Source organism: Ensifer sp. D2-11 (assembly GCF_054161295.1).
In genome coordinates, this window is record NZ_CP096433.1 from 3,379,443 (window position 1) to 3,403,570 (window position 24,128).

The 24,128-nt window shown below is 64.4% G+C and carries 26 protein-coding genes and 1 riboswitch; of the genes, 9 read left to right on the top strand and 17 right to left on the bottom strand.

Annotated elements, in window-relative coordinates:
• Positions 1–91: 91 nt before the first annotated feature.
• The 4 genes from M1D34_RS16065 to thiB all read right to left on the bottom strand — a co-directional run bounded on the left by M1D34_RS16065 (position 92) and on the right by thiB (position 5,305).
• On the bottom strand, positions 92–1,603 hold the full coding sequence (locus M1D34_RS16065; protein ID WP_498779890.1) for a M48 family metalloprotease: 1,512 nt from the start codon (positions 1,601–1,603) through the stop codon (positions 92–94).
• A 321-nt stretch (positions 1,604–1,924) separates the two neighbouring features.
• Positions 1,925–2,641: a thiamine ABC transporter ATP-binding protein gene (gene thiQ, locus M1D34_RS16070; protein WP_107608554.1), complete on the bottom strand. Its 717-nt coding sequence runs from the start codon at positions 2,639–2,641 to the stop codon at positions 1,925–1,927.
• Positions 2,638–4,245 carry a thiamine/thiamine pyrophosphate ABC transporter permease ThiP gene (thiP, locus tag M1D34_RS16075; protein ID WP_498779892.1) on the bottom strand — a complete coding sequence of 536 codons (1,608 nt, stop codon included), beginning with the start codon at positions 4,243–4,245 and terminating at the stop codon, positions 2,638–2,640. Before thiP ends, thiQ begins: the two co-directional genes overlap by 4 nt.
• Positions 4,246–4,276: 31 nt before the next feature.
• Complete coding sequence (gene thiB / locus M1D34_RS16080) at positions 4,277–5,305, bottom strand: thiamine ABC transporter substrate binding subunit (RefSeq protein ID WP_003529762.1); 1,029 nt, start codon at positions 5,303–5,305, stop codon at positions 4,277–4,279.
• A 48-nt stretch (positions 5,306–5,353) separates the two neighbouring features.
• A riboswitch (TPP riboswitch) is annotated at positions 5,354–5,467 on the bottom strand.
• 133 nt (positions 5,468–5,600) lie between these two features.
• Here thiB and M1D34_RS16085 point away from each other — a divergent pair.
• From M1D34_RS16085 to M1D34_RS16095, 3 genes are all read left to right on the top strand, one after another.
• A complete protein-coding gene (locus M1D34_RS16085) occupies positions 5,601–6,086 on the top strand; it encodes a GNAT family N-acetyltransferase (protein WP_107608551.1) in 486 nt (161 codons plus the stop codon).
• 77 nt (positions 6,087–6,163) lie between these two features.
• Positions 6,164–6,814: a thiamine diphosphokinase gene (locus M1D34_RS16090; protein ID WP_010970521.1), complete on the top strand. Its 651-nt coding sequence runs from the start codon at positions 6,164–6,166 to the stop codon at positions 6,812–6,814.
• A gap of 4 nt (positions 6,815–6,818) precedes the next feature.
• Positions 6,819–8,645 (top strand): ABC-F family ATP-binding cassette domain-containing protein, encoded by a 1,827-nt coding sequence (locus tag M1D34_RS16095; RefSeq protein ID WP_498779895.1) that lies wholly within the window; start codon positions 6,819–6,821, stop codon positions 8,643–8,645.
• A gap of 65 nt (positions 8,646–8,710) precedes the next feature.
• Here M1D34_RS16095 and M1D34_RS16100 read toward each other — a convergent pair whose 3' ends face one another.
• The 3 genes from M1D34_RS16100 to rplS form a co-directional block, all read right to left on the bottom strand.
• Complete coding sequence (locus M1D34_RS16100) at positions 8,711–9,532, bottom strand: amino acid ABC transporter permease (RefSeq protein WP_003529754.1); 822 nt, start codon at positions 9,530–9,532, stop codon at positions 8,711–8,713.
• 69 nt (positions 9,533–9,601) lie between these two features.
• On the bottom strand, positions 9,602–10,411 hold the full coding sequence (locus M1D34_RS16105) for a basic amino acid ABC transporter substrate-binding protein (protein WP_010970519.1): 810 nt from the start codon (positions 10,409–10,411) through the stop codon (positions 9,602–9,604).
• A gap of 126 nt (positions 10,412–10,537) precedes the next feature.
• Positions 10,538–11,071 carry a 50S ribosomal protein L19 gene (rplS, locus tag M1D34_RS16110; RefSeq protein ID WP_003529750.1) on the bottom strand — a complete coding sequence of 178 codons (534 nt, stop codon included), beginning with the start codon at positions 11,069–11,071 and terminating at the stop codon, positions 10,538–10,540.
• Positions 11,072–11,404: 333 nt separating this feature from the next.
• Here rplS and M1D34_RS16115 point away from each other — a divergent pair, with 333 nt between their 5' ends.
• Positions 11,405–12,151, top strand: a complete 747-nt coding sequence (locus M1D34_RS16115) for a sulfite exporter TauE/SafE family protein (RefSeq protein ID WP_498779897.1) — start codon at positions 11,405–11,407, stop codon at positions 12,149–12,151.
• Here M1D34_RS16115 and trmD read toward each other — a convergent pair.
• From trmD to M1D34_RS16150, 7 genes are all read right to left on the bottom strand, one after another.
• The gene (gene trmD, locus M1D34_RS16120) at positions 12,133–12,855 is read right to left on the bottom strand and encodes a tRNA (guanosine(37)-N1)-methyltransferase TrmD (RefSeq protein ID WP_498779898.1); all 723 of its coding nucleotides are present in this window, start codon (positions 12,853–12,855) and stop codon (positions 12,133–12,135) included. The two genes, M1D34_RS16115 and trmD, sit on opposite strands and share 19 nt — an antisense overlap.
• A 10-nt stretch (positions 12,856–12,865) precedes the next feature.
• The gene (gene rimM, locus M1D34_RS16125; protein ID WP_010970516.1) at positions 12,866–13,429 is read right to left on the bottom strand and encodes a ribosome maturation factor RimM; all 564 of its coding nucleotides are present in this window, start codon (positions 13,427–13,429) and stop codon (positions 12,866–12,868) included.
• A gap of 135 nt (positions 13,430–13,564) precedes the next feature.
• Complete coding sequence (gene rpsP / locus M1D34_RS16130) at positions 13,565–13,939, bottom strand: 30S ribosomal protein S16 (protein WP_003529742.1); 375 nt, start codon at positions 13,937–13,939, stop codon at positions 13,565–13,567.
• Positions 13,940–13,977: 38 nt separating this feature from the next.
• Positions 13,978–14,313, bottom strand: coding sequence for a chorismate mutase (locus M1D34_RS16135; protein WP_003529740.1), 336 nt, complete (start codon positions 14,311–14,313; stop codon positions 13,978–13,980).
• A gap of 12 nt (positions 14,314–14,325) precedes the next feature.
• Positions 14,326–15,864 carry a signal recognition particle protein gene (gene ffh / locus M1D34_RS16140; protein ID WP_248448779.1) on the bottom strand — a complete coding sequence of 513 codons (1,539 nt, stop codon included), beginning with the start codon at positions 15,862–15,864 and terminating at the stop codon, positions 14,326–14,328.
• Between the two features lie 419 nt (positions 15,865–16,283).
• Positions 16,284–16,697, bottom strand: a complete 414-nt coding sequence (locus tag M1D34_RS16145; protein ID WP_003529738.1) for a hypothetical protein — start codon at positions 16,695–16,697, stop codon at positions 16,284–16,286.
• Positions 16,694–16,963 (bottom strand): type II toxin-antitoxin system prevent-host-death family antitoxin, encoded by a 270-nt coding sequence (locus tag M1D34_RS16150; RefSeq protein WP_003529737.1) that lies wholly within the window; start codon positions 16,961–16,963, stop codon positions 16,694–16,696. The genes M1D34_RS16145 and M1D34_RS16150 overlap by 4 nt, the downstream gene beginning before the upstream one ends.
• Positions 16,964–17,220: 257 nt before the next feature.
• Between M1D34_RS16150 and dapF the strand changes: the two genes are divergently transcribed.
• The 5 genes from dapF (at position 17,221) to M1D34_RS16175 (ending at position 22,372) form a co-directional block, all read left to right on the top strand.
• A complete protein-coding gene (gene dapF, locus M1D34_RS16155; RefSeq protein WP_050543906.1) occupies positions 17,221–18,126 on the top strand; it encodes a diaminopimelate epimerase in 906 nt (301 codons plus the stop codon).
• Positions 18,123–19,397: a tRNA (N(6)-L-threonylcarbamoyladenosine(37)-C(2))-methylthiotransferase MtaB gene (gene mtaB / locus M1D34_RS16160; RefSeq protein WP_498779901.1), complete on the top strand. Its 1,275-nt coding sequence runs from the start codon at positions 18,123–18,125 to the stop codon at positions 19,395–19,397. The genes dapF and mtaB overlap by 4 nt, the downstream gene beginning before the upstream one ends.
• Before the next feature lie 14 nt (positions 19,398–19,411).
• Positions 19,412–21,052 (top strand): signal recognition particle-docking protein FtsY, encoded by a 1,641-nt coding sequence (gene ftsY, locus M1D34_RS16165; RefSeq protein WP_498779903.1) that lies wholly within the window; start codon positions 19,412–19,414, stop codon positions 21,050–21,052.
• A 97-nt stretch (positions 21,053–21,149) separates the two neighbouring features.
• Positions 21,150–21,782, top strand: coding sequence for a septation protein A (locus M1D34_RS16170; RefSeq protein ID WP_010970512.1), 633 nt, complete (start codon positions 21,150–21,152; stop codon positions 21,780–21,782).
• Positions 21,779–22,372, top strand: coding sequence for a DUF2585 domain-containing protein (locus tag M1D34_RS16175; protein ID WP_498779904.1), 594 nt, complete (start codon positions 21,779–21,781; stop codon positions 22,370–22,372). The genes M1D34_RS16170 and M1D34_RS16175 overlap by 4 nt, the downstream gene beginning before the upstream one ends.
• A 158-nt stretch (positions 22,373–22,530) precedes the next feature.
• Here the strand turns inward: M1D34_RS16175 and M1D34_RS16180 are convergent, their stop codons facing one another.
• From M1D34_RS16180 to M1D34_RS16190, 3 genes are read right to left on the bottom strand one after another with little or no spacing between them, the layout of a single operon-like run.
• Positions 22,531–23,139, bottom strand: a complete 609-nt coding sequence (locus tag M1D34_RS16180) for a DsbE family thiol:disulfide interchange protein (RefSeq protein WP_088217593.1) — start codon at positions 23,137–23,139, stop codon at positions 22,531–22,533.
• Entirely contained in the window at positions 23,136–23,312 is a 177-nt protein-coding gene (gene ccmD, locus M1D34_RS16185) for a heme exporter protein CcmD (protein WP_003529719.1), read from the bottom strand. The genes M1D34_RS16180 and ccmD overlap by 4 nt, the downstream gene beginning before the upstream one ends.
• Positions 23,309–24,079, bottom strand: coding sequence for a heme ABC transporter permease (locus M1D34_RS16190; protein WP_107608085.1), 771 nt, complete (start codon positions 24,077–24,079; stop codon positions 23,309–23,311). The genes ccmD and M1D34_RS16190 overlap by 4 nt, the downstream gene beginning before the upstream one ends.
• Positions 24,080–24,128 lie beyond the last annotated feature (49 nt).

The window sequence follows — 24,128 nt, forward strand, 5'->3', positions numbered from 1 at the left end:
TTTGTCCTTTAATCGGATACGATTAAAGGAAACATGCAGTAAGAGGCGAGACGGCACCGCGAGTCCGATGAGAGGCAGCCCCTGCGCCGCCTCACTCCGAAATGATCTTCACCTTGTCGCCGGGTCTGACGGTCGATGTGATCTGCATCGCATTGATCAGCCGGAAAAGATCGAGCTTGCGGTCTGTACCCATCATGCGGGCCGCAAGGGTCGCGATCGTATCGCCGGACCTGACCGTGACCACCCGGACGCGCAGCGGCTTCAACGATTGGACCTCGCCGGACGTCATGCGGCGGAAGGAGGTTCGCAACTGGTTTGCCGTCGGCTCGAGTGCGCTCGAGCCCTTCGGAACGGCCGTCAGGAAGCGGTAGATGCGCTCGCCGAACCTGATCACCGTGACATCGAAATCCCAGCGGTCGGCCGATGCGCGCGCCGTTGCGGCCTCGAGGCCGTTGACGGTGATCGGGCGGATCGTATCGGGCTTGAGGCCCGTTACCCAGCCGCTGGCGATGTAGTCGGTCAGGCTGCGCCGGCTCGCGTCGGCGATGCCGTCGAAACGAATGGCGACCTCGCCCGCCCCGGTGGCAAGCACCGCCTCGGCCTTGTTGTCGATCTGGAAGCCGGTGGGCACGTCGAAGCGTATGCCGAGCTGGCCATGCAGGAAGGTCTGTCCGCGGACATAGCCCTCCTGCGGGCTGTCGCCATAGAGGATACCGTCGATGCCGGCGAGATAATAGTCGCGCCCGCGGTCGCCGCTCGTCCCCTCGGGGCCGAAGGCGCGGGCATGCCGGCGCGCGAGATCGACGCGCTGCGGCGCGTTGGGGTGGCTCGACAGGAAGTCCAGGCTCTGATCCGCCTCCGGATCGACCGCGCTGAAGCGGCTATAGGCGGCCATGGAATCGAGGAAGCGCGCTGCCGCATAGGGGTCGTATCCGGCCTCGCCCAGCATGCGGACGCCGATCACGTCGGCCTGCAGTTCCTGATTGCGCGAGAAGGCGGCAAGGCGCAGCTTGCCGCGGGCAAGCGCCTGCTTCCCGGCAAGGTCGGAGGAAAGCACCTCGGACACAACACGGCTGGCGATCACCTCCGCTTCCTCGCGCTGCTGGCGCTGGATGCCGTGATTGGCCGTCACATGCGCCATCTCGTGCGAGAGTACGGCGGCCACTTCCGAGGCGTCGTTGGCGAGCGCCAGCAGACCCCGCGTCACGTAGAGATAGCCGCCCGGAAGCGCGAAAGCGTTGATTGCCGGCGAGTTGAGGATGGTGATGCGGTAGGATTGCTGCGGGTTTTCCGAAACGGCGGTCAGGGCGCCGGTGATCCGGGCGACCAGCCGCTCGGTCTTGGCGTCGCGGTATTCTCCGCCGTAGCTCGCCACGATGCGCGGATGCTCGCGCGCGCCGAGTTGGGCCCGCGGGTCGTTCTTCTGCACTTCCTCGACGATCTGCGGATTGGAGGATGGCGAAACGGTGGGCTCGTAGGTCTGCTCGATCACGGATTGGCAGCCAGCGATCAGCGTCGTGGCAGCCAATGCGACCAGCGCTCGTGCGCGCACGGCTCCATGCCGCCGCGGAAACCAGCCATTCATGACTGCCTGCCTTATCATGCCTCAGCCCGTCCCCATCCGCCGGCGCGACCCGCGGCTCGAAGCCATTCATCGCAATCGGCGAAAAGTCCTACTTTTTCAGCCGGATGCGGTGCACCGGCGCGGGTGTTTCAGCCAGGATTCTGCTGTATCCGATTTCAGCGCCGCCTGCCTAGCCGACCCCAGTAGAAATAGTTGCCCCGTGGTATCGCAGCAACGGATGCGCGAATTTTGCGAGATACCCGCTGGTGTCTCCCGCGCCTCGCACGGCGCGGCGGTCAAATTGTGGCGTCCGGCGAATTTAGTTCGCCCGGCGTCGGATCGGCCGCCGCGAACAATACGTCATCCTTCGTTGCCGAGGAACCGGTTGATCGCAGCGATGTCGCGGCGCCCGAGGAACCGATCGACTTCATCATGGGCGACAATCCGGCCCCGGTCGAGAAAAAGAACGCTGTCGGCGAGCGCCCTCACGTCATCGGGATGATGTGTGATCATCAGTATCGTGTTGCCTTCCTCCTCGTGCAGATCGCTGATGAGTGCCCGCATCTCGGCGCGCATGCCGGGGTCGAGCGCGGCGAAAGGCTCGTCGAGCAGGAGGATCGGGCGGTGCCGCACGAAGGCGCGCGCGAGCGCGACCCTCTGGCGTTCGCCGCCTGAAAGCGTCGGCGGCAGGCGCTTGCCAAAACCGGCGAGCCCGACCCGGGCCAGCGCATCCTCCACTTTCATGCGGTCGGCCGCATCCAGTCGCAGCGCCGGGCTGATGCCGAAGCCGACATTGGTGGCGACGTCGAGATGTGCGAAGAGGTTATGTTCCTGGAATATGATCGAGACCGGCCGTTCCGCCGGCGCCCGACCGGTCATTTCCTCGCCGAGGATGATGACTTCCCCGCGCTCCGGTTGCTCGAAGCCGGCGATGATGTTGAAGAGCGTCGACTTGCCCGAGCCGGAGGCGCCGGCCACGGCGACGATCCGCTCCGCGGGAACCGTGCAGTCGAAGGCGAGCGTCGTCGTTTCGAAGCTTATCTCGACGCCTTTGACGGCGAGAGCGGTGGAACTCATGTGCTTTTACCTTCGGGCGGCATCTCCTCTCCCGCCGTGCCGAGCACAGTCAGGACAAGGCAGAGAAGGCCGAGAACCAGCGCCAGTCCGGCCGCATCCGCGGTGCGATAGCTGCCCATCCGGCTATAGAGCAGGTAGGGGAGGGTTACCATGTCCTCGGAGCCGAAAAGAGCGACTGCTCCCAGATCGCCGAGCGAGAGGGCCATGGCAAAGGAAAAGGCGACAAAGAGAGGCTTGCGCAGGCCCGGCCAGTCGATCCACAGCAGGCGGTGAAAGCCGCCGATGCCAAGGCTCGCGGCAAGGCGCGCGGTGCGCGCGGCATGCGTCGCCATGGCCGGCGCGAGCACCCGGTGAACGAAGGGAAGCGCCATCAGCGCATTGATGGCGACGACGACGGCCGGCGCGAAACGGGCGACGTCGCCGAAAGGCCTCAGGAGCAGGAACCATCCGGCGCCGAGCACGACGGGAGGCACGAGCAGTATGAAGGAGGTGCTCGCGCCGATCGTGCCTGCAAAGAGGCGAGGCGCCGCTCCGGGGCGCCGCTGCGCCAGCGCGAGCCGTTCGGTACGGATCATCAGCGCCGCGATCGCGACGGAGATCGTGGCGGAGACAAGGGCGATCGTCGCGCTCATGGCGAGCGCCCGATGGAATGCCGGCTCGCTCACGAGACGGACGAGGTCGGCCTTCGATCCGCTATAGGCGATGGCCGCAAATGGCAGGCCGACGAGGATGACGGCGAGTATCAGCCAGATCCGGTCGGCAAGCCGCGACAGACCGCTTGCGCCGTCGAAACGCCGGATGGCCCTGCCGCTGGTCTCTCCCTCCAGCGGCGCCGGCGCGATCAATTTCAGGACGAGAAGCAGCGCTCCGGTAAGGGCGACCTGAAGTGCCGAAAGGGCGATCGCCCGCGGCGGGTCGAAGTCGAAGCGCAGCGCCTGATAGATCGCCACTTCGATCGTGCTGGCGGCCGGCCCGCCGCCAAGCGTCAGCACGAGCGTGAAGCTGGTGGCGCAGAGCATGAAGATGAGCCCGGCGATGCCGGGAAGCAATCCGCGGATCACCGGCCACTCGATGAAGCGAAAGGTGGCGAAGGATCCCATGCCGAGATTGGCGCTGGTGCGCCAGTATTCGGCCGGAATGCGCTCGATGCCGGCAAGCATCAAGCGTGCGGCGAGCGGCATGTTGAAGAAGACATGGGCTATGAGAATGCCGGAGAGGCCATAGATGCTGACCGGCTGCTCCAGCCCGGCTGCCGAAAGCACCCTGTTCAAGAGCCCCTGCCGGCCCCAGATTTCGATGAGCCCGAGTGCGGCGACGAGCGCCGGCAGGCCGAGTGGCAGCGCCAGAAGCCGCAGCACCCAGATGCGGCCGGGGAACGAAGCCTGGCGGGCAAGTGCCCGGGCCACCGGTATGGCGAATAGGATGGCAAGAAGTGTCGAGAGGCTGGCCTGCAGCAGGGTGAAGCGTGTGATGCGCCAGATATAGGCATCGAAAAGCGGACCGGCGCCGGCGCTGCCGGCCGATTGGGCAAGCAGTGCCGCGCCGGCGAGGCCGACGAAAAGCAGGATGCCGCCGAGGGCGAAGGCCCCGGCGGCGATGGTCATCCTGCTTTCCTTTGTGCCGGACAATCCGGCCTCAGTTCCGGCTCATGGCGGCCAGCCATTCGTCGATCCAGGCCTTGCGGCTGGCGGCGACCTCCCCGGAGGGAATGAGGAACGTCTTTTGCGGGTCGACGAGCTTGCCGAAGGCTTCCGGCAGCGGCTCCTTGGTCGCCGTCACCGGCATCATCCAGTTGGTCGTCGGGATGATCGACTGGAATTCCGGACCGATCATGAAGGTCAGGAAGTTCCGGGCGAGTTCCGGGTCCTTCGCGTTCTTCGTCAATGCGGCGACTTCGATTTGGATATAGTGGCCTTCGGCGAAGGGGGCCGCCTGGTAGCGCTCGGTGTTCTCCGCGACCATGTGATAGGCAGGCGAGGTGGTGTAGGAGAGAACCATCGGCGCCTCGCCCTTTGTGAAGAGACCGTAGGCTTCCGACCAGCCCGGCGTGACCGTCAGCACGCGGTCCTTGAGCTTCGCCCAGGCCTCGCCGGCCTTGTCGCCATAGACCGACTTCACCCAGAGCAGGAGGCCGAGGCCGGGGGTTGAGGTCCGCGGGTCCTCGATGACGATCTTCTGCGACGGATCGCCCTCGACCAGTTCCTTGAGGCTCTTCGGTGGGTCCTTCAGTGCCTCTGTGTCGTAGACAACGGCAAAATGGCCGTAGTCATAGGGTATGAAGGTGTCGTCGGAGAAGCCGCCCGGGACCTTGACGGAAGCGGTATCGGCGCCGTGCGGTGCGAAGAAGCCGGTCGCCTTCGCCTCCGCCACCAGATTGGTGTCGAGGCCGAGTACGATGTCGGCCTTCGATCCCTGACCTTCGAGCTTCAGCCGCGTCAGGAGTTCGACCCCGTCGGCGACCCCTACATAGTCGACCTTGCAGTCACAGGTCTTCTCGAACGCTTCCGCCACCTTGGCGCCCGGCCCCCATTCGGTGATGAAGCTCTCATAGGTATAGACCGTCAGCGTTTTTTCCGCGGCCGCCGCGCTCACGGAAAATGCCGCGATCGAAGCGGCGGCGATCGCAAGCCGGCCAAGGATTTTTCGATGGAGTGAACTGGACATTCTGGCACCTCTCCCTTTGTTGTTGCTGCAATGGGAAAAGCGCGTATCGGTCCGATCGCTTCTAATCCCTCCGCCGGTATGAGCCGGATCAGGTTCCGCGGGTTGGCTCGAAGCCTCTCAGCCATGGTCGCAAAGCCGGCCAGGGCACCCCGTTAGAGCAGCAAAAGATTTAGCTTCCGGCGACGGCTTAGGCAAGCTGAGTTTCAGCAGGGACGTTTGCCGTCCGCGCCGGGCGCGCTATTAAAAGTCAAACAATTGCCGGCGCCGTTTGTTCGCCGAAAGCGGAGACAATTCCATGCCAGACATGCTCGTCCGCCTCTATGCCTTGCCCGAGGGCCGTCCATCGCGTCTCGACCCCGACGTCCGCATCCGGCGGGCGCTTGCGGCCGAGCGGCGGGTCGTCATTCCCTGGATCGAGGAGCGCTTCGGGGCGGGGTGGGCCGGCGAGGCCGAAACCGCCTTCTCCTCGACGCCGGCGCGCATCCACATCGCTCACCATCGGGACCGGATCGTGGGCTTCGCCTGCCATGACGTAACCGCGCTCGGCTTCTTCGGTCCGACCGGAGTGGACGCGGCCATGCGCGGCAAGGGCATCGGCGAGGCCCTGCTCGTCGAAAGCCTGCTGTCCATGCGCGCCGCCGGCTATGCCTATGCGATCATCGGCGGCGTCGGCCCCGCCGAATTCTATGCCCGCGCGGTCGGTGCGGTGGAGATCGCCGGATCGACGCCCGGCATCTATGACGGCATGCTTTTCCCCGGAGATCCGGCGTCCGGAACCTGATCCGCGCAGCATGCGTTCGCAAAACAGCAGCCGGAGCCCTTTTCCTTCGCCGCTGCTTTGCGCTATGGGCTTCTGCCATGACCCGATCACCCTTCACCATCCTGCTCGGCGGCGCGCTGACGCCGACAGACCGGCTCGCTCGACAGCTCGAAGGCAGCCGCTTCGTCGCCGCCGACGGCGGCATGCGCCATGCAAGGACGCTGGGGGTCGTTCCCGATCTCTGGGTCGGCGACTTCGATTCCACGGACGAGGCGCTTCTGGCGGAGTTCGCCGGCGTCCCGCGTGAACGCCATCCGGCTGCCAAGAACGCGACCGATGGGGAGATCGCCGTCGAGGCGGCCCTCGAGCGTGGCGCGACCTCGCTCGTCTTCGCGGGCGGACTCGGCGGCGCGCGCAGCGATCACGCTTTCCTGCACCTCCTCGGCACCGTCGCGCTTGCCGAGAGCGGCGTTGCGGTGATGATGACCTCCGGCGAGGAGGAGGCCTATCCGCTGCTGCCCGGCTCGCAGGAGATCGAGTTGCCGAAAGGCAGCCTCTTCTCGATCCTCGGCTTTGCGGACCTTGACGGTCTCTCGATCGAGAACGTGCGCTACCCGCTGAAGGATTTTCATCTGCCCTTCGGCTCGTCGCGCACCATTTCGAACATCGCGGATGGCACGGTCCGCTTCACCCTGAAATCCGGCCGGGCCGTCATTCTCGCCCGGCCCTATGATCTTTCCGGAGCCTGATGCCTTGGCGCCTCCCATCCTGAAGCTTGACGACATTCTACTGACCTTCGGCGGCACGCCGCTGCTCGCGGGTGCGGGCCTGCAGGTCGAGCCGGGCGATCGCATCTGCCTCGTCGGCCGCAACGGTTCGGGCAAATCGACGCTGATGAAGATCGCCGCCGGGCTTGCAGAACCCCAGTCGGGCGAGATCTTCAGGCATCCATCGGTGACGATACGCTATCTCCACCAGGCGCCCGATTTCGACGGCTTCGATACGGTCCAGGCCTATGCGGAAGCCGGCCTCGGACCAGGCGACGATCCCTACCGGGTCGCCTACCTGCTGCAGCATCTGGGGCTGACCGGGGAGGAAGAGCCGACGCGCCTTTCCGGCGGCGAGGCGCGTCGTGCCGCCCTTGCCCGTGTGCTTGCGCCGGAACCCGACATTCTGCTTCTCGACGAACCGACGAACCATCTCGATCTGCCGACGATCGAGTGGCTGGAAGACGAGCTCGTCCGCAGCCGTTCGGCGCTGGTGCTGATTTCGCACGACCGGCGCTTCCTCGAAAAGGTGTCGACGGCGACCGTCTGGCTGGACCGCGGCCAATCGCGCCGCCTCGATCGCGGCTTCGCGCATTTCGAGGCCTGGCGCGACGAGGTGCTGGAGGCGGAAGAGCTCGAACAGCACAAGCTCGGCAAGGCGATCGAGCGCGAAGAGCACTGGCTGCGCTACGGCGTGACCGCAAGGCGCAAGCGCAACATGCGCCGGCTCGGCGAGCTGCAGGACATGCGGGCCCGCCATCGCGGGCACAAGGGGCCGCAAGGCACGGTCCAGGCCACCGTGGCCGACGCCAGGGAATCGGGCAAGCTCGTCATCGAGGCGGAGAAGATCACCAAGGCCTATGGCGATCGCACGATCGTCGCGCCGTTCTCGATCCGCGTCCACCGCGGCGACCGCATCGGCCTCGTCGGACCGAACGGCGCCGGCAAGACGACGTTGCTGAAGCTCCTGACCGGTCAGCTCGCGCCGGACACGGGCAGCGTCAAGCTAGGCACCAATCTGGAGATCGCCACGCTCGACCAGAAACGCGAGGAGCTGAACCTGGACGAGACGCTGGCGCATTATCTGACCGACGGGCGCGGCGAGACCCTCCTCGTCAATGGCGAGCAGCGCCATGTCACCGGCTACATGAAGGAATTCCTCTTCCAGCCGGAGCAGGCGCGAACGCCCATCCGCGACCTGTCCGGCGGCGAACGCGCGCGTCTCATGCTCGCCCGCATCCTGGCACGCCCGACCAACCTCCTGATCCTCGACGAACCGACCAACGACCTCGATATCGAGACGCTGGACCTGCTGCAGGAGATCGTGGCCGGATTTTCCGGAACGGTGATCCTGGTCAGCCACGACCGCGATTTCCTCGACCGTACCGTGACCTCGACCATCGCTCCGGCCAACCCGGAGGCGCCCGATGGCCGCTGGATCGAATATGCCGGGGGCTATTCCGACATGATGGCGCAGCGCCGCGGCGCACTCGAGGAAAGGCGCCGGAGCGAGAAAGCCGAGAAGGCCAGATCGAGCGGCGCCTCCTCGTCGCCGAGCGAACATCAGAAGGCGAAGGGCAAGCTCTCCTTCAAGCAGAAATTCGCGCTCGAAAACCTGCCGAAGGAGATTGCCAGGTCGGAGGCGGAGATCGCGAAGCGGGAAGAGAAGATGGCAGATCCCGACCTTTTCTCGCGCGACCCGAACGGCTTTGCCAAGCTCGCCGCCGAGCTTGAGAAGCTCAGGACGGACCTCACGCGCATGGAAGAGGAATGGCTCGAACTGGAAATGCTGCGCGAGGAACTCGAGGGCTGAGCGGGCGGACCGTGACGGCAGCGTTGGAGGTGCAGTACTCCCCTGCCTGCCCGACTCCCCCTTGCCTATCGCACTTGCGACCGCCTCAACCGCCGCTCGACCGCCCGAAGGGCCAGCGACAACCCAATCGTCAGCACGAGATAGACATAGGCGACGATGGAATAGGTCTCGAAGAAGCGGAAGGAGCCTGAGGCATAGACCTTGCCCATCTGGGTGATGTCGGCGACGCCGAGCACCGAGACGAGGGAGGAATCCTTGACCATCGCCACGAAGTCGTTGCCGAGCGGCGGCAGGATGACGCGGATCGCCTGCGGAAAGACGACGAGGCGAAAGCGCTGGTAGCGGGAGAGCCCGAGCGCCTTTGCCGCCTCCACCTGGCCCTTGTCGACCGACTGGATGCCGGCGCGGAAGACTTCGGCGATGAAGGCCGAATAGCCGATCATCAGCGCCATGATTGCCCGCCACATCAGCGACACGTCGCGAACGACGAACGGCTCGATCCAGCCCGCCGAAATCAGCGGCGCCGCCACGAAATTCGCGACCGTCACCAGTGCAGGCGCGCCGACGAAGGCGATATAGAACAGCAGCACGAGGATCGGTACGCCGCGGATGACTTCCGTATAGAAGCGCGCGATCTGGCGCAGGACCACATGCTCGGAAAGCGCCATCAGGGCCACGCCGAGGCCGAGCACCGTTGCGAGCACGAAACCGACGAGAGTGACGAAAACGGTGACGCCCAACCCCTTCAGGACGACGGTGAATACCTGCGTGAAGATATCATTGGCGGCGATGACCGCGGCCAGTGCCGCAGCGATCACGAGAAGGGCGATCAGCCACCAGGGATAATCGTCCTTCCCGGAAGTGTCGGATGATTGGACCGGCGTCATTTCAATTCCAGTAGGTGGAAGCGGGACGTGGGCGGAAAACCGCACATGCGTTTTATCCCGTTCCGGCGGTCAGCCGCCCATCTTGTAGTCGAGGAACCACTTCTTGTTGAGCGCGTCGAAGGTGCCGTCCTCCTTGAGCGCCTTGATGGCGGCATTGACCGGCGCGACGAGTTCCGATCCCTTCGGGAAGATGAAGCCGAAATCCTCGGTGCCGAGCGGCTCGCCGACCACCTTGAGCTGGCCGTCGGAGGAATCCACATAACCCTTGGCCGCGACACTGTCGGTCAAGACCAGATCGACGTCGCCGGCCTTCAGCGCCTGCACCGTCGCACCGAAGGTTTCGAACAGCTTGATGCGCGGGTTCTGCTCGTTGCCGTCGAGAACCTCGTAGACGGCCGTGTAGAAAGGCGAAGTCCCGGGCTGGGCGCCGACCAGACCGCTTTCGAGCGCTGCGAAGCTCTTGGCATCGTCGAAGCGGGTCTCGTCGCCGCGCACCAGCATGAACTGCTGCGAGCGCATATAGGGATCCGAGAAATCGACCTTCTCCTTGCGGTCGTCCTTGATGGTGATTCCGGTCATGCCGATCTGGTATTGACCGTCGGAAACCGCCTGGATCATCGCATCCCAGCTCGTGTTCTGGTACTCGACCTTGAAATTCAAGCGCTTGGCGATCTCGTTCATCGCGTCATATTCCCAACCGATGGCCTGGCCGGATTTCGGATCGACGAACTGCAGCGGCGGATAGGCATTCTCCGTCACCACGACGACCGTCTTGCCGCCGAGGTCGGGCAGGTCGCTGGCGAAAACGGGCGCAGAGACTGCGAATGGAACGGCAAGAACTGCGGCAATGCCCGCAAGCACGTGGCGACGAATTGTCATTGGAGGAACTCCCAGATTGTGGCGACAGAAAATGTCATAAAATCTATGGGGAGCACAAGCGGCTGATACCAAAAAGAAAGGCGGCCCGAGGACCGCCTTTCCGCACAACTCTGAAGAGTCGAAAACTTATTCTGCTGCAGCTTCCGCAGCCTTTGCTTCTTCCGCTGCCTTTGCCTCGGCGGCTTCGGCTGCTGCCTTCTCGGCGGCCAGAGCCTGGGCGGCTGCGACCTTTTCAGCCTCGATGCGTGCCTTCTCCTCGACAACGGCCTGGCGCTCGGCGTCGTTCAGCTTGCGGGCGCGGGTGCCGGTGTTTTCGACGATACGAGCCGACTTGCCGCGGCGGTCGCGCAGATAGTAGAGCTTGGCGCGGCGGACCTTACCGCGGCGAACCACATCTACGCTCTCGACGAGCGGGGAGTAGACGGGGAATACGCGCTCGACGCCTTCACCGTAGGAAATCTTGCGAACGGTGAAGCTCTCGTTGATGCCGCCGCCGGAACGGGCGATGCAGACGCCTTCGTAAGCCTGTACGCGGGTGCGGTTGCCTTCGACAACGCGTACATTGACGCGGACGGTGTCGCCCGGGGAGAATTCGGGAAGGGTGCGCTTTGCGGCGATCTTGGCGGCCTGTTCGGCTTCCAGCTGCTGGATGATGTTCATCGGTCTAACCTTTGCGTTTTTCTGAAACAGCCAGAGCGCTCTCGATCGGCCTGTCGGACTTCCCTTCAGGCCTTGCCGCATTTGCGGCAGGAGCGTATTCGCCATTCTTTGTTGACGGTCGACGGGCAAGGAACCCGAACCGGGCCGGCACATACACCATATGACCGGCCTTGTCATCCCCGAAAGCGGATTTTGTCGCACGCCCGCCTCAAGAATGCCCCTCCCCACCCCCTCCCGCCTGTGGGGAAAGATGGGGAGGGGCCGCAATGTATCGCGGACTTGCGGTCGACCGCGCCACCGGCTATCCCGATTCACGTGTTTCGGGGGAAAGCCATGACGTTGCTCCAGGTCTTTTTGCTCTTCGTCGCCGGCTTCCTGTCCGGCGTCGTCAATGCCATTGCCGGCGGCGGCACCTTCCTGACTTTCGGAGCGATGACGCTTGGCGGGCTGCCGCCGATCGTCGCCAACGCGACCTCGTCCATCATCCAGTTCCCAGGCTATATCACGTCGACGCTTGCCTATGCCAAGGAGATCCGCGCCGACCGGAAGAACGCCCTCGTCCTCGGTATCATTTCGGCGATCGGCGGGCTCGCCGGCGCGCTTCTGCTGCTGTCGCTCTCCAATCCGGCCTTCCGTGCGATGGTGCCCTGGCTGCTGATCGCGGCAACGGCGATCTTCGCCGCCGGCCCCCTCCTGAAGCCGAAGGCGCGCAGCGACGAGCATCGCATCGGCCCGCTGGGCGTGGCGAGCCAGCTGGCGACCTCCGTCTATGGCGGCTTTTTCGGCGCCGGCATGGGCATTATGATGCTTGCCGTGCTGGGGCTTGCCACCGGCGGCGGCTACCACCGGCTGAACGCACTCAAGAACTTCATCTCCATCGTCATCGCCGCAATCGCCATCGTGGTTTTCGCCGCGGGTGGCGTCGTCTCCTGGCTGCACGCGGCGATCATGGTGCCGGGCGCAGCTCTTGGCGGCTATATGGGCGTATGGGCGGCACGACGCGTCCCGCAGGCGGTCATCCGCGCCGTGGTGGTGGCGGTGGGTCTGCTGCTGGCGGCCTATTATTTCTTTACGGGCTGAGCCGGATCACGCTTCGGATGCCGGGCCCGTTCCAGGAGGTCGGGCCGGCGTTCCGCCGTCAGCCGGCGCGCCGTCGCTTCCCGCCACTGCGCAACGGCCGCGTGGTTGCCGGAGGTGAGGACGGCCGGGATTTCGTGACCTTCGAAGATCTGCGGACGCGTGTAGTGGGGATGTTCGAGGAGCCCTCCCTCGAAGCTCTCGTGGACACCTGAAAGCTGATTGCCCATGACACCCGGCAGGATACGCACCACGGCGTCGAGCAGAACGAGTGCTGCCGGCTCGCCGCCGGAAAGAATGTAGTCGCCGATCGAGACTTCCTCGAGTCCACGCGTATCGATGACGCGCTGGTCGACGCCCTCGAAACGGCCGCAGACGACGACTGCGCCGGGACCGTCGGCCAGCGCCCGCACCCGTTCCTGCGTCAGCGGCCGCCCGCGCGGGCTCATCAGAAGCCGCGGACGCCCGTCGTCTGCAGCGACATGATCGATGGCGCGGGCAAGAACGTCGGGCTTCAGTACCATTCCGGCACCGCCGCCCGCGGGCGTATCGTCGACGGTGCGGTGCTTGTCGCCGGCAAAGTCGCGAATCTGCACGGCCTCCAGCGACCAGTCTCCGCGCTCCAGCGCCTTTCCGGCGAGCGAAACGCCGAGGTGCCCCGGAAACATCTCCGGGTAGAGCGTCAGGACAGTCGCGCGAAAGGGCATTGCCGTGGGCTCACTTGCGCTTGGTCGGAAAGGGCTTGCCGGGCCCGCTCTTCTCGTCGTCGACGAGCCCGGCGGCGGTCGGGTCGATGACGAGCTTGCCCGCTTCGAGGTCGATTTCGAGTACCGACCATTCGGTGAAGGGAATAAGCACCGGCCTGAGGCCCGGGCCCTTCAGTTCGAGGAGATCGCCAGCGCCGAAATCGAAGACGCCGGTCACCGAACCATAGCTCTTGCCGGTGCGGTCGACCGCTTCCAGACCCTCGAGGTCTGCGTAGAAGAATTCGTCCTCGTCTAGATCGTCGTCGGGGAGATTGTCGCGCTCGATGAAGAGTTCGAGACCGTTGAGCGCTTCGGCAGCGGTCCGGTCGTTGATGCCCCGAAACCGCACGACGACCACGTTCTTGGCCTCGCGGATCTCAAGCACCTCGAAGACGCGGCCGTCCTCGCTGTGGAGGTTGCCATAGTCGCCGAGTGCGGCCGGATCGTCGGTGAAGGACTTTACCCGCACCTCGCCGCGCAGCCCTTGCGCCGCGCCGATCGTCGCCATCAGGACAGGGTTCTTCAGCTGTGTCATCGTCGGGCATCCAGGGTGAACGTGCTGCATGTTTCCTGAACCACATCGGGATGAGAACATGCGATTTTCCGGTGCACATAAAGCAAAACGGGCGGCATGGAAATGCCGCCCGTTTTCAATGCCGGTCGTCGGAAATTATTCCGCGGCTGCTTCCGAAGCTGCAGCGGCTGCTTCTTCGGCCTTCTGCTTGGCTTCAGCGGCACGTTCCTGTGCCTTCTTGCCGGGCTGCGCCTTGGTCGGGTTGTTGCGGGCCGGGCGCTTGGCAAGGCCGGCCTGGTCGAGGAAGCGCATTACGCGGTCGGTCGGCTGGGCGCCCTGGGCGATCCAGTGCTGAACGCGCTCGGCGTTCAGTTCGATGCGCTTTTCGTCGTCCTTGGCAAGCATCGGGTTCCAGGAGCCGAGCTTTTCGAGGAAGCGGCCGTCACGCGGGCTGCGCGCGTCGGCAACGACGATCTGGTAATAGGGACGCTTCTTGGAACCGCCGCGGGCGAGACGAATTTTCAGTGCCATTTCAATTTACTCCTTGCAGGCTTTCTTGACCGCTTGACTCAAGCGGAATGGGTGGTGCCGGCGCTGCCCGCGTTCTGCGAGCAATCGGCGGCGATGGCTTCATGATGCCGGATGACTTCCTTGATGATGAAGTTCAGGAACTTCTCGGCGAAATCCGGATCCAGATTGGCGTCTTTCGCCAGGTGGCGGAGGCGTTCGATCTGGTATTCTTCGCGCGCCGGATCGGCCGGCGGCAGCTGGTGCTTGGCCTTGAGCACGCCAACCGCCTTGGTGCAGCGGAAGCGTTCGGCCAGCATGTGGACGAGCGCGGCATCGATATTGTCGATCGACTGCCGGTAGCTCGCCAATTCCTCTTTGATCTCGGGATCAAGCATTCGTCGCGATCCTCACTTCTTCTTCGGTAGGCCGGGGAGGCCGGGGAAACCGCCGCCCAGACCGGGCAAACCACCAAGACCAGGCAGGCCGCCGCCGGGCTTGCCGAGACCCGCGGCCTCGGCCTGCTTCTGCAGGGCCTCGAGCTGCTTCGGATCCATCTTCGAGAGATCGGGCATTCCGCCGCTTAAACCCCCGAGACCCATCTTGCCGGCGAGGCCGCCCATCATCTGCTTCATCATGCCGCCTTTGCCCTTGCCGCCCATCATCTTCATCATGTCCGCCATCTGGCGGTGCATTTTCAGAAGCTTGTTGATGTCGGAGGCATCGGTGCCGGAGCCGCTGGCGATGCGCTTCTTGCGCGAATGCTTGAGAATATCCGGATTGGCGCGCTCCGCCCTGGTCATCGAGGAGATGATCGCGAGCTGGCGCTTGAAGAGCGAGTCATCCAGGCCGGCGGCGGACATCTTGTCCTTCATGCCGGCCATGCCGGGCATCAGACCCATGATGCCGCCCATGCCGCCCATCTTCTGCATTTGCTGCAGCTGATCGGCGAGGTCGTTGAGGTCGAACTTGCCCTTGGCCATCTTGGCGGCCATGGCGGCCGCCTTTTCGGCGTCGATGTTCTCCGCCGCCTTCTCGACGAGCGAGACGATGTCGCCCATGCCGAGGATGCGGTCGGCGACGCGGCGGGGATGGAACTCCTCGAGTTCGTCCATCTTCTCGCCGACGCCGATGAGCTTGATCGGCTTGCCCGTGACGGCCCGCATGGAGAGCGCCGCACCGCCGCGGCCATCGCCGTCCATGCGGGTCAACACCAGGCCGGTGATGCCGACGCGTTCGTCGAAATTGCGGGCGAGGTTGACGGCGTCCTGTCCGGTCAGCGCATCGGCGACGAGCAGGATCTCATGCGGGTTGGATTTCCGCTTGATCTCCGCCATCTCGATCATCAGCGGCTCGTCGATATGGGTGCGGCCGGCGGTGTCGAGGATGACGATGTCGTGGCCGCCGAGCTTGGCCGCCTGCACGGCACGTGCGGCAATGTCGGTCGGCGACTGGCCGGCGATGACCGGAAGCGTATCGACGCCGGTCTGCACGCCAAGCTGGCGCAACTGTTCCTGCGCGGCCGGGCGGCGGGTATCGAGCGAGGCCATCAGGACCTTCTTCTTGTCCCGTGCGGTCAGCCGCTTGGCGATCTTGCCGGTCGTCGTCGTCTTGCCCGAGCCCTGCAGGCCGACCATCATGATGACGACCGGAGCCGCCGCATTGAGATCGATCGTAACGCCCTCGGAGCCGAGCATCGCTATGAGCTCGTCATGAACGATCTTGACGACCATCTGGCCGGGCTTGATCGACTTTACGATTTCGGCGCCGACCGCCTTTTCGCGAACCTTCTCCGTGAAGGACCGCACCACGTCGAGCGCCACGTCCGCTTCGAGCAGCGCACGGCGAACCTCCCGAAGCGCTGCGGAAACATCGGCTTCCGACAGGGCGCCGCGGCCGGTCAGTCCATTCAATATGGAACCAAGACGGTCCTGGAGGCTCTCGAACATATTCTCTTCCTTCTTGTCTCCGGATTGCGATAGGTCGGCTCGTCCGGAAACGTGGGTCCCTTCGCGCGGAAAACAAGGCGCAAAGCCAAAAACCACCCGAGGGCGCAACGCGCTGTCGGGTGTTGACCTCCGGGCTCTCTTTATACCTTTGCGGGGCCCGGTCGGTGGCTTCGGAAGTCATCACTTGCGAAGGAATTCGTCGCGATAAACAGGAAACCGGAAGAAAAGTCAAGGATCGAGCGCTCCACTGGCACGCTACGGTGCTGTTGAGGGCGCGCCAACAAACATGTGACCTTTGATCGTACCCGGTTAAAGGACAAAAAACGCGCAGCAGGTCAAAGTGCTGCAACGACCTTTGCGCGCCTGGTAAGACGCGCGGCACTGCAGGACCAACGAAGCGCTAACCGGTCCTGGCGACGCTACCGAAAACGAACGACGTCCGTGGAGGCCTTTCGCCGGGCGATAAATTCCCGCAGCAGCGGCAGGAAAAATGCTTTGCTGAAACGGCCGATCGGCGGTTCCGGTTCGAGATAGAAAGATCTGCCAACGATATCGCTGTTGAATTCGTCGAAGATGATCCAGAGACGTAGATCGACGTCGAGGCCGGCCCGCCGCTTTTCGATCGTCGGGACCTCCGCAGCAAATCGCGATGCATCCGGCTGCCTGGAGGTAATCGGGAAGAAGATGACGAGATTTCCGTCGGGTCGAGCTATGCGCACTCCGACCGCAACGGGCCGGTCTTTCCGGCCTTCCGTCTCACCCGCACGAGCCTGCCGTGCCCAGAGGTAAGGGTAGCGGATGACGGACGCGGTCTGGAAGTGGTCGTAGCTCATGGCTTTCCAGACTCATCCTCTTGCGCATAGGTTTCGACGGCATTCTCGAATTCGGCAAACAGGCCGTCAGACATGGTCTCGATCGTGCCGGCGCTTCGGCTGTCCAATTGCCGCGTCAACCGTTCGTAGTCTTCGATGTTGAGCAGCACCAGGCGCGGCTTGTTGCGCTGCGTGATGGTAACGGGCCGCCGCAATGCCTCGGCGATGATGTCGCCGGACTTACGGGAAAGCTCGCTTGTGGTGTAGGAACCGCCTGAACGGGGCATGGCCCTCTCCTATGATCGTTAGGTTTGCTGTATATTGCAGCATTTACAGCATTTATGCAAGTAAGTGTTCCCCGCGAGGAGCCTCAATCGAATCCGTTGGCGGAACCAGCGGTCTACCGGTCGATCTCCCCGGCGCTCCGCTGCACCTGGCGCGCCGCACTCAAAGGCGGCACTGGTAATTTCCGGGCTTTTCCGCCATATACAGCCCGAATGAAGGGCGCCTCCCGATCGGGGGCCAGGGTTTGGACCAGCGCGACATGGGCGATCAGGTGCAATTTGCCAGGATGAACGGGCTTGGAAACAAGATCCTGGTGGTGGACATGCGCGGGCGCAAGGATCGCGTGACGCCTCAGGCAGCGATCGCGCTCAATGCCGACCCGGCGACCGAGTTCGACCAGATCATGGCGATCCATGACCCGAAGTCCGCCGGCACCGATGCCTGGATAGACATCGTCAATTCCGACGGGTCGATGGCCCAGGCCTGCGGCAACGGCACCCGATGCGTCGTGCAGGCGCTTGCGGCCGAGACCGGCAAGAAAGCCTTCCTGTTCCATACGGTCGCGGGACTTCTCGAAGCGAAGGAACACGACGACGGCACGATCTCGGTCGATATGGGAAAGCCGCGTTTCGGCTGGGACCAGATCCCGCTCGCGGAGGAATTCCACGACACGCGGCGCATCGAGCTGCAGATCGGGCCGATCGATGCGCCCGTGCTGCATTCCCCCTCGGTCGCATCCATGGGCAATCCGCATGCGATCTTCTGGGTCGAGAACGATGTGTGGAGCTACGAGCTGGACCGGTTCGGACCACTCCTCGAGAACCATCCGATCTTCCCCGAGCGCGCCAATATCTCGATCGCCCGCATCCGCTCCCGCCAGGAGATGGACCTTAGGACCTGGGAACGCGGCGCCGGCCTGACGCTTGCCTGCGGTTCGGCCGCCTGTGCCGCCGCCGTCAACGGCGCGAGAACCGGCCGGACCGAGCGGATGGTTACCGTGAACGTGCCCGGCGGTCCGCTCAAGATCGAATGGCGCGAGCGCGACGACCACGTCATCATGACCGGGCCGGCCGAATGGGAATGGTCCGGCACCGTCGATCCCGTCACCGGCATCTTTGCACGCAACGAGCCGGAGAGCGGCGACAACGGAGCGAGAGCCCTTTGAGCGGCGTCGAGGTCATAACCTTCGGCTGCCGCCTCAACACCTATGAATCGGAAGTGATGCGGGCGGAGGCCGAAAAGGCGGGGCTGAACAACGCCGTCCTCGTCAACACCTGCGCCGTCACCGCCGAGGCCGTGCGCCAGGCGCGCCAGGCGATCCGCCGCGCGCGGCGCAAAAATCCGCACGCCCGTATCATCGTCACCGGCTGCGCCGCCCAGACCGAGAAGGAAACTTTCGCCGAAATGGCAGAGGTGGACGCGGTGCTCGGCAACGAGGAGAAGCTCGCAAGCGTTTCCTATCGCTCGCTGCCGGATTTCGGCGTCTCGGCCGAGGAGAAACTCCGTGTCAACGACATCATGAGCGTGCGCGCCACCGCACCGCAGATGGTGAAGCACATCGACGGGCACGTGCGCGCCTTCATCCAGGTGCAGAACGGTTGCGACCACCGCTGCACCTTCTGCATCATTCCCTATGGCCGCGGCAATTCGCGCTCCGTGCCGATGGGCGCCGTCGTCGACCAGGCGAGACGCCTTGCCGAAAGCGGCTATCGCGAGATCGTTCTGACCGGAGTCGATGCCACGAGCTACGGCGCCGATCTGCCCGGAACGCCGACCCTCGGGCTTCTCGCGAAGACCTTGCTGAAACAGGTGCCGGAAATCCTCCGCCTGCGGCTTTCCTCCATCGACAGCATCGAGGCGGACGGCCACCTCCTCGACCTCATCGCCGAGGAGCCACGCTTCATGCCGCACCTGCATCTTTCGCTGCAGCACGGCGACGACCTGATCCTGAAGCGCATGAAGCGGCGGCATTCGAGCGCCGATGCGCGTGCCTTCTGCGACGGGGTCCGGCGCCTGCGCCCCGAGATCAGCCTAGGTGCGGACATGATCGCCGGATTTCCGACCGAGACCGAGCCGATGTTCGAGAATGCCATGCGGCTCGCCGAGGATTGCGGCATCGCGCATCTTCACGTCTTCCCCTACAGCCCGCGCCCCGGCACCCCGGCCGCCCGCATGCCGCAACTCGACCGCGCGCTTGTCAAGGAGCGTGCCGCGCGCCTGCGTGCGAAGGGGGCGGAGCTTCATGCGGGCCACCTCGAGGGCATGATCGGCAGCAGCCAGACGATCCTGGTGGAGATGAACGGTCTGGCACATACGGAAAACTTCACGCTCGTAGACGCGGCCGGCCTTGAGCCGCGGTCGCTTGTTGCAGTCGGAATCACCGGCCACAATGGCAAGCATTTGACGATCGAGCGCAAACAGATGGCTGCGGCCTGATAGCGGACATTCCCATGGCGATTGGTTTCATCAAGAAGATCTTCTCCTTCGGCAAGGATGCCGTCGAAGAGAAACCGGCGCCGCCGCAGGAGACGGCCGTTTCCGATGAGGTCGCGGTAAACCCCTCCGTCCCTTCGGGAGAACAGGGCGGGACCCAGGCACCCGTCGAGGAAAATCGTAGCGCAGCCGAGGCAACGGAAGCTGGCACAGACGATCGCGATGTTTCCCTCGAGCCAAGCACGCCGACGAGCGAAACCACGAGCGAGGAAGCGCCTGCAAGCACTGCTCCCGCCGCGGATGAAAACACCGTGGAGGAGGACGAGAGCGTCCCGCACCCGATCTCCCCCCCTGCGGGGGAGATGCCCGGCAGGGCAGAGGGGGATGAACCTCCTTCCGAACACCCAACGACTGTCGATGAGCTCTCGGCACCCCCCTCTGTCCCTTCGGGACATCTCCCCCTCAAAGGGGGAGAGCAGGAGGAGCGCGAAGCCGCCGTCGCAGCCACCGTCGAAGAGGTGGTGATTGACGTAGACGACCGAGGCGCTTCGGCAGATGAAAAGGCGGCGTCGGAGGACGAGAGCAATCCTCCTCCAATCTCCCCACTTGAGGGGGAGATGCCGGGCAGGGCAGAGGGGGGCGAGCCTCCATCCGAGCCCCTCGCACCCAGCCTTCCCAAAGGCTTCGCCGCTGCCGAGAGGCGCCCCAGGGAAGAAGCGCCCGCCCCGCAAGCCAAGCTCAACTGGTACCAGCGCCTTCGCCTGGGCCTTGCGCGCACCTCGTCGCAACTCACCGGCCAGATCGCCAGCCTCTTCACCAAGCGCAAGCTCGACGAGGCGACGCTGCAGGATCTCGAGGATCTGCTGATCCAGGCGGACCTCGGCGTCGAGACGGCGATGCGCATCACCGACACGCTCGCCTCGGAGCGCTATGGCAAGGATGTGTCCGGCGAGGACGTTTCGCGCATCATGGCCGGCGAGATCACCAAGGTGCTGGCGCCGGTCGCCAGGCCGCTGGAACTCGATCTCAGCCACAAGCCGCACGTGATCCTCGTTGTCGGCGTCAACGGAACCGGCAAGACGACGACGATCGGCAAGCTTGCGGCAAAGCTTTCCGGCGCGGGACTCAAGGTCATGCTGGCCGCCGGCGATACTTTCCGAGCGGCGGCGATCGAGCAGCTGAAGATCTGGGCCGAACGGACGAAATCCGAAATCGTCTCCTCGAAGCTCGGCGCCGATGCGGCGGGGCTTGCCTATGAGGCGTTCCAGCGTGCCCGCGAGCAGAAGGCGGACGTGCTGATCATCGACACCGCCGGGCGGCTGCAGAACAAGGCCGAACTGATGGCGGAGCTCGAAAAGATCGTGCGCGTTCTCGGAAAACTCGATCCGGACGCGCCGCATACGGTGCTGCAGACGCTCGACGCGACGACCGGGCAGAACGCCCTGCAGCAGGTCGAGATATTCCGCAACGTCGCCGGCGTCAGCGGCTTGATCATGACCAAGCTGGACGGCACGGCACGCGGCGGCATTCTGGTGGCGATCTCCGCCAAGCACAAGCTGCCGGTCTATTTCATCGGCGTCGGCGAAGGGATCGACGACCTCGAACCGTTCGAAGCCAAGGACTTCGCCGAGGCGATCGCCGGTGTTGCGGCTCCTTGACGAAGCGGGGGAGGTTTGCGTCAAAACCGCGGTTGATATGGTTTTGCCGCAATCCTGATGCTATGAGCGGCAGAAGATGACAGAACAGGATCCGCACATGTCGACGATCGAGGCCGCCAAGCCGAAGACAGAGGTAAGCCCGCTGCTCAAGCTCGTGCTGGAACTCGGCCCCCTGATGGTCTTCTTCTTCGCCAATTCGCGGGGCGAGTGGCTGGCTGGCCGCTTTCCTGCGCTGGCCGAGCTCGGCGGGCCGATCTTCATAGCGACGGGCCTCTTCATGGCGGCAACGGCGGCGGCGCTGATTGCTTCATGGATCATGACACGCACGCTGCCGATGATGCCGCTCGTCTCCGGTATCGTCGTCTTCGTCTTCGGCGCGCTGACGCTCTGGCTGCAGAACGACACCTTCATCAAGATGAAGCCGACCATCGTCAACACGCTCTTCGGCGCGATCCTGCTCGGCGGGCTCCTGTTCGGCAAATCGCTGCTCGGCTACGTCTTCCACGCCGCCTTCAAGCTGGACGAGGAGGGATGGCGGAAGCTGACGATCCGCTGGGGTGTGTTCTTCCTGTTCCTCGCCGTGCTCAACGAGGTGATCTGGCGCTCCTTCTCGACGGATTTCTGGGTCGCCTTCAAGGTCTGGGGCACCATGCCGATCACCATCCTCTTCACGCTCGCCCAGATGCCGCTGATCATGAAGCATTCGCTCGAACAGGATAGCGCGGAGTGACGATCGCGGCCGGCTCGCAGGGCGACAAGCAGCGAAGAGCGGCGCTCTGGTTGCTTGCCTGCCTCGGCGTGCTGGCAATCCAGGTCCTCGTGCAGCATCTGATGGGGCGGCTATGGATCTGCGAATGCGGCTACATCAAGCTCTGGGAAGGCGTCGTCAAATCCAGCGGTAACTCCCAACACCTTTCCGACTGGTACACGCCGTCCCATGTCATCCACGGCTTTCTCTTCTACGGCCTCGGTCACCTTCTCATGCGCGGCAAGCCCTGGAGCGCGCGCCTGCTTCTCGCAACCGTGATAGAGTCCGCCTGGGAGATCGCCGAGAACACGCCGATGGTGATCAACCGCTACCGCGCCGCGACGATCTCGCTCGATTATTTCGGCGACAGCATCCTGAATTCGGCCATGGATACGTTCGCCATGGCTGTCGGCTTCCTCATCGCTTCGCGGCTCCCGGTGGCAGCCACGGTCGCGATCGCCATCGTTCTCGAACTCTTCACCGGCTACATGGTGCGCGACAACCTGACGCTCAACGTGCTGATGCTGGTCTGGCCGCTCGATGCGGTGAAGGCATGGCAGGCGGGGGTTTAGACTAACGGCTCCCTCTCTCCGGCATTTGCCCCTCGTCCGGCTGCCGCCACCTTCTCCCCGTTCAACGGGGAGAAGGGACATGCGGGGCCGCCGCGAGTCTCCTTCGCCCTGCTTGCGGGGAGAAGGTGGCCGGCAGGCCGGATGAGGGGCAGCTGCGACTACGAACCCGCAAGCGCCTTCTCGATCGCCGGCATCAGCCCTTCCCGGAGGCTCTTCTCGTCGAAGGGGCCGGCGCGCTTGTAGAGGATCGTGCCGTCGGCGGCGACGAGGAAGGACTCCGGGATGCCGTAGACGCCCCAGTCGATCGCCGCCTTGCCGTTCGGATCGACGCCGATCGCCGAGAACGGATTGCCGAGTTCGCCGAGGAACCTCAGCGCGTTCTCGTTCCGGTCCTTGTAATTGATGCCGACGACGTTGAGGCGCGGGTCCTTCGACAATTCGAGGATGATCGGATGCTCCTGCCGGCAGGGGACGCACCAGGAAGCCCAGACATTGACGAGCGTGAGCTTGCCCTTTACCGCCGCGTCGTCGAGAGCCGGCATCGGCTCGCCCGACGGCGTTGCAGCCCCTTCGAGCGGGGGCATGGCGAGCATCGGCGCCTTGGTGCCGATCAGCGCCGAGGGGATTTCGCTGACGTCCCTGCCGGAGTTCAACTGGCTCCAGAAGATGAGTGCGAGCACCGCGAAGATGAGGAGCGGAAGCGCCGCCATGAGATAACGGAGGGCTCCGGGCCTGCGCTCGTCCTGCGGCGTCTCAGCGTCCGTCATTTGCCCCCTCCGGCTGGCCCTGCCGCGGAGCGGCGGCGGATCCCGGCGGCCTCGAGCTGCTGCAATTCGCGCCTGCGGGCGCGGCCGTCGGTAAGGACCCACAGGATGAGTCCGGCTACCGTGGCGGCGGCAACCGCGTAGCTGGCGACGACATAGGCGGCATGGCTCATCATGGCGTAAGCTGCTCCCGGCCGGCATTGCGCGCCGCCTGGCGCCTGAGCGAGGCCACGCGACGGCGCCAGATATCGTTGCGCATGGCGGCGATATGCAGGGTGAAGAACAGGAGCGTGAAGGCGATCGCCATGACGATGAGCGGCCGGAGGAATTCCGGATCGATCGTCGGCCCGTCGAGGCGTATGACGCTTGCGGGCTGATGCAGCGTGTTCCACCATTCGACCGAGAACTTGATGATCGGGATGTTGACGAAACCGACAAGGATAAGCACGGCCGAGACTCGCGCAGATCGGCTCGGGTCATCCATGGCGCGGTTCAGCGCGATCAGCCCGAGATACATGAGGAAGAGCACGAAGACCGAGGTCAGCCGCGCATCCCAGACCCACCAGGTGCCCCACATCGGCTTGCCCCAGAGCGAGCCGGTGACGAGTGCCAGAAAGGTGAAGCAGGCGCCGATCGGCGCTGCGGCTCTTGCCGAGACGTCGGCGAGCGGATGACGCCAGACGAGCGTGCCGAGTGCGGAGATCGCCATGACCGTGTAGCACATCATGGAAAGCCAGGCCGAAGGCACATGCACATACATGATACGCACCGTCTCGCCCTGCTGGTAGTCGCCTTCGGTGGTAAAGGAGAGCCAGAGCCCGACCGCGAAGACGAGCAGCGTGAGAGCGGCAAGCCAGGGCAGCACGCGATCCGTCAGCGCCAGGAACCGGGTCGGGTTGGCGAGATCGCTGAATTTGCGTATGGCCAGGCTGCTTTCACTCATGACGGTTCTTTAACGCGGAAGGCCGGCTTCCGCAATTCATCCTAAGGTG